Annotated in this window: 4 protein-coding genes and 1 riboswitch; of the genes, 2 read left to right on the top strand and 2 right to left on the bottom strand. The window is 41.1% G+C overall.

The genetic code is table 11. From position 1 onward, the window contains the following. Nucleotides 1–206 precede the first annotated feature (206 nt). Nucleotides 207–306, top strand: a riboswitch (purine riboswitch). Between the two features lie 98 nt (nucleotides 307–404). Continuing rightward, nucleotides 405–1,409, top strand: coding sequence for an adenosine deaminase (locus tag ASV53_RS22980; RefSeq protein ID WP_094958840.1), 1,005 nt, complete (start codon nucleotides 405–407; stop codon nucleotides 1,407–1,409). Between the two features lie 77 nt (nucleotides 1,410–1,486). Here the strand turns inward: ASV53_RS22980 and ASV53_RS22975 are convergent, their stop codons facing one another. Beyond that, nucleotides 1,487–1,873 carry a hypothetical protein gene (locus ASV53_RS22975; protein WP_094958839.1) on the bottom strand — a complete coding sequence of 129 codons (387 nt, stop codon included), beginning with the start codon at nucleotides 1,871–1,873 and terminating at the stop codon, nucleotides 1,487–1,489. A gap of 287 nt (nucleotides 1,874–2,160) precedes the next feature. Here ASV53_RS22975 and ASV53_RS22970 point away from each other — a divergent pair, with 287 nt between their 5' ends. Next, a complete protein-coding gene (locus ASV53_RS22970; protein WP_094958838.1) occupies nucleotides 2,161–3,606 on the top strand; it encodes an AGE family epimerase/isomerase in 1,446 nt (481 codons plus the stop codon). 379 nt (nucleotides 3,607–3,985) lie between these two features. Here the strand turns inward: ASV53_RS22970 and ASV53_RS22965 are convergent, their stop codons facing one another. Further along, on the bottom strand, nucleotides 3,986–4,216 hold the full coding sequence (locus ASV53_RS22965) for a hypothetical protein (RefSeq protein WP_094958837.1): 231 nt from the start codon (nucleotides 4,214–4,216) through the stop codon (nucleotides 3,986–3,988). Between the last annotated feature and the right edge of the window lie 139 nt (nucleotides 4,217–4,355).

The following is a 4,355-nucleotide window of genomic DNA, read 5'->3' as shown; positions in this document are numbered from 1 at the left end:
AGATTAAATTACATTGTGATGAAAGAGGGCATCTTTCATGATGCGCGATCATCCCGTTTTTCTACGAAAATATTTCACTATATAGGTATAAAGCGACCAAAGGCGCGCTTTTCTAATTCATTAATTGACATCCAAAGCACATACTCAAATAACACGCTTTAAATCACAGAAGATCCATAAGCCCTAGCCAAGCATCACTTTTGGCGTATAATTCCTGACGTTGGCTTCGTATAACCCCAATGATATGGTTTGGGGGTCTCTACCAGCTCCCTCAAAGTGCTGATTACGAAGAGTTGAGATCACAGTGGATCTTACTCTTTGTAATGGCGTTCATTTTTTCCAATCTGTGCCTATTCTTAGAGTAATTGTATCCACAATAATCATAAGAAAAGATGGATGAGAATATGAACGCATTTATTCAGGGTCTTCCAAAGGTAGAGTTGCACTTACATATCGAAGGTTCGCTAGAACCAGAATTACTGTTTGAATTAGCTAAACGTAATGACATCGATATTCCATATCAATCCCCTCAAGCCCTGCGCAAAGCCTACGAGTTTGAAGATTTACAGTCTTTCTTGGATATCTATTATCAGGGCGCTAACGCGTTACGTACCGAGCAAGACTTTTACGACCTGACTTGGGCATATTTAGAAAAATCTAAAGCCGATAACGTTATCCATACTGAAATCTTCTTTGATCCGCAAACACACACTGATCGTGGTATTTCTTTTGATACCGTTATTCATGGTATTCATCGTGCGATGCAAGATGGTCACGAGCAACTGGGTATTAGTTCGCAAATCATTGCGTGCTTCTTGCGTCACCTTTCAGAGCAAAGCGCGATAGAAACTCTGCAATCAATCTTGAAGCATCAAGATAAAATCATTGGGGTAGGGCTGGACTCTTCAGAGCAAGGGCATCCACCAGCAAAGTTCAAACGTGTGTTCCAACAAGCTAAAGAGGCCGGTTTACTGACGGTGGCTCATGCAGGTGAAGAAGGCCCAGCACAGAACATTGTCGATGCAGTCGAAATGCTGAGTGTTAGCCGTGTTGATCACGGTGTACGTTGTGTAGAAGATGAGCTGTTACTCGAGGCGTTAATAGATAGCAAAATGCCGTTAACAGTGTGCCCGCTTTCTAACATTAAACTGCGGGTATTTGATGAAATGGAACAACACAACATCGCTGAACTTCTTCGTAAAGGCGTAGCGGTGACCATCAACTCTGACGATCCCGCTTACTTTGGTGGTTACATGACGGATAACTTTTTAGCCGTTAGCAATGCTCACCCAATGAGTAAGCAAGAGTTGGCACAATTTACGATCAATGCGATCAACGGTAGCTTTATCAGCGATGCACTTAAAGCGGATTACCGCGCTCAGGTAGAAAATTATTTAGCGAACCATTGATGATAAAAAGGGCTAGGCCGCTAGCCCTTATTCTCTAGCCCTGTCAGCTTGTTGGATTAGTATTTTCTAACTCATGATCACGCATTTGTTTCAAAGTAGAATTTGTATTTACGCACACCGTCTATCTGCACGCCTTTTTCTCTTAACTCAAGGTATTGCTGGAGCTTAACTGTTCTGAAATCCATCGCCTTCAGCGCAAGGATTATTCGTAGTTCATCCATTGAACGTGACTTGGCTGCAGAGCTACAAGTCCCGCAGATAACATGAGTTTTCTCTTTAAAACCTGTCTTATTAAGCCAGTTCAGTTCTTTTGTTTCTTTATGTTCACCACAAAAATAACAGTGATTGCTTTGCTTTAATGCGGCCTGCTCCCTTAAAGCCTTAGGGCTTGGCGATTTGACTGATGGGGCAGTGTTAGTCTTCTTACTTCCACTGAACATAGAGAACTGAACGACATTCGACATTTGGATTGCTCTTACTACTGACTAATGGGCGGATACGGCACATAACACAATATACTTGTTAAGTGCTTTTATATCCTATTTCTTGTGCACTCAATGAGTCAAATTTCCTCTTTATTGAGTGCGATAGGTTATAGCGAACTTTAACGCTTCGTTAGTCATAGGGAGGCTTTTAATTAATTGCTACTTGTGGATGGTCATTGCTAATTCAAATGGATGTGACTGTGTTGGCAATGTGTGAGCATATAGTTGCTTATAATGGCCGAAATTTAAAAGCTTAAGTTATTAATATGCGAAGAAACCTTCTCGGCATCATGCTGGCAACATTCAGTTTATCGGGGTATGCAGCACAAGATCTTCCATCGGGTGTTGACTGGCTTAATCACGTTGCTGACGGGTTAGCACCGTATTGGATGATGGACAGTGCACAGGGGACGCCTGTGGGTAATTTTCCGACATTTCGCTGTGACAATGGCGCGATATTAAATACGGTTCAGCCTTGTAATGAATTGAACAAAGGCTGGATTAGCCCGAATTTTGATCGTGAATATACCCGTATGAAGTCGCGTCAAACTTATGCTTACGGGGTTATTTTCCACCTGACGGGTGATCTGCAGGCGCTCGCGCTCGCCAAGAAAGGCGCTTATTACTTAATAGACCACCTGCAAGATAAGAAAAATGGTGGGTTTATTAGCTATACCCATAAGGGGAAGCCGGGGCTAGATTGGCAGCAGCGTACTTCGCAAGATCAGGCGTATGCTTTAGTGGGCTTGGCGATGTATTACTATTTAACCCAAGACCCTAAAGTTGAACAAGTACTTATCCAGCAACAAGCTTTTATCTTTGATAAGTATCGTCTCACTGATGATCAAGGGTTGGCATGGGTGCTAGCAGATAGCGAAGAGGATAGTGCTAAACAACGAGAACTTGTGGCTCAGTTGGATCAAATTAACGGTTATTTGTTGCTGGTGGCGCCGTTATTGCCACCTAAAGCCAAAGCCAAGTGGGAGCAAGACTTAGGCTGGTTGACGCAAGTAATGCTTAATCAATATCAGTCTGAGAAAGAACAGCGTTTCTATGGAGCAATTCATCATAAAGCAGTGATGATGCAAGATGCCAAGCATAATGACTTTGGTCATACCATTAAAGCGTATTGGATGACGTATTTAAGTGGGCGTTTACTGGATCAACCAAGCTGGGTTGAAACTGGTCTGAAGGGCATGAAGTACACTCTGAAACAGGCTCAATATTCGCAGGACTTCGACTTAGTACAGCCGTTTTTCTCTGATACATTAAGTGCGAAGTGGCAAGGCGAAACTATCCCAGCATGGCAATCTCGCCCATATTCTAATGGTACGTCTTCGTGGGAATGGGCAGAGCTCGATCAAGCGGCAATGACTGTTTCATTACTTGATGGCTCCATGAAAGATACGTTGAAATATACACTGCCAACCTTTATGGATGCATGGGTTGATCATCAATATGGTGGGGTTGGATTGAACCCTAAATCGACCAAAGCGTTTCATTGGGGCAATGGGTACCATCAATTTGAACATGCGTTAGTGGGCTACCTTTACGCGCAACAAATAGATGGTAAATCTGCTGAACTGTATTACGCAAGACCGAAAAATAGTGAGACGCCATTGCAGCCTTATTACTTCAAAGCCGAGGTATCTAAAAAACGTCCTGTAACGAACCAAGTTACTAAAGTTGCATTTGCTCATATTCAGGCTTAATTCTATGATGGGTTATTATAAATAACCCATTTATTTATCTGACGCTAACCACAATACTTTATATTTTGGGATGTAATGAAGTTGTTTTAATTACACTGCATTTAGTTTCATGTATTGGTATGGAAATTAATTTAGATAATTAAGCATGATAGGGAATTTAAAAATTATATGTCAGTTTATTGATTCGGCAAGCGAAACTTCGAATGTCTGTATAGTCAAGATCTAATGTTTTTAGTGCTTCAAAAATATCCTTCATATGAGCTTTACCATTGGTATCTATTCTAATTAAGTCGTAATGGTCGTTGGGTTTATAGCGATCGAATAGTGGGTTATGTGTTAAAGAGTAGTTGTTGATGAAGGCACCAAACAAAATAGTATCTTAGGGCTGGATATCGAATCCATTAAGCAAGTGGTTCGCTTTTGTACCTATCGAAGGCTCATTCCTCATGCTGTTGAATTCCATTGTTAATCCATGAGGAACTGCTACTAGGCCAGAGCCTTTTTTAAATTTAGACTGGCTTGGTGTATAACCGCCGTGAGATAAAATAAGTGCCTTTTTGGCAGTAAAGTTCACACTAGAGATAATAAGATTTTTGAATTTTCTTTCCATGATTTTCCTGTTGTCAAAGCTGCATTATTGAAAATGGTATAGATGTCTGGTGTTGTGATTAATTGCTGAGATACGGAGGTCTAGTTTTAATAATGATTGGTTTCTCATTCATTTTGACGCGGGTTTGTAACTTATATTC

The sequence above is a fragment of the Photobacterium sanguinicancri genome, assembly GCF_002265265.1.
In the GTDB taxonomy this organism is placed as follows: domain Bacteria; phylum Pseudomonadota; class Gammaproteobacteria; order Enterobacterales; family Vibrionaceae; genus Photobacterium; species Photobacterium sanguinicancri.
Note: the sequence above shows the minus strand (reverse complement) of the source record. Positions and strands in the feature narration are given on the sequence as shown.

Coding starts and splice junctions, on each gene's coding strand:
- ASV53_RS22980 (WP_094958840.1), top strand. CDS start 405: ATGAACGCATTTATTCAGGGTCTTCCAAAGGTAGAGTTGCACTTACAT.
- ASV53_RS22975 (WP_094958839.1), bottom strand. CDS start 1,873: ATGTCGAATGTCGTTCAGTTCTCTATGTTCAGTGGAAGTAAGAAGACT.
- ASV53_RS22970 (WP_094958838.1), top strand. CDS start 2,161: ATGCGAAGAAACCTTCTCGGCATCATGCTGGCAACATTCAGTTTATCG.
- ASV53_RS22965 (WP_094958837.1), bottom strand. CDS start 4,216: ATGGAAAGAAAATTCAAAAATCTTATTATCTCTAGTGTGAACTTTACT.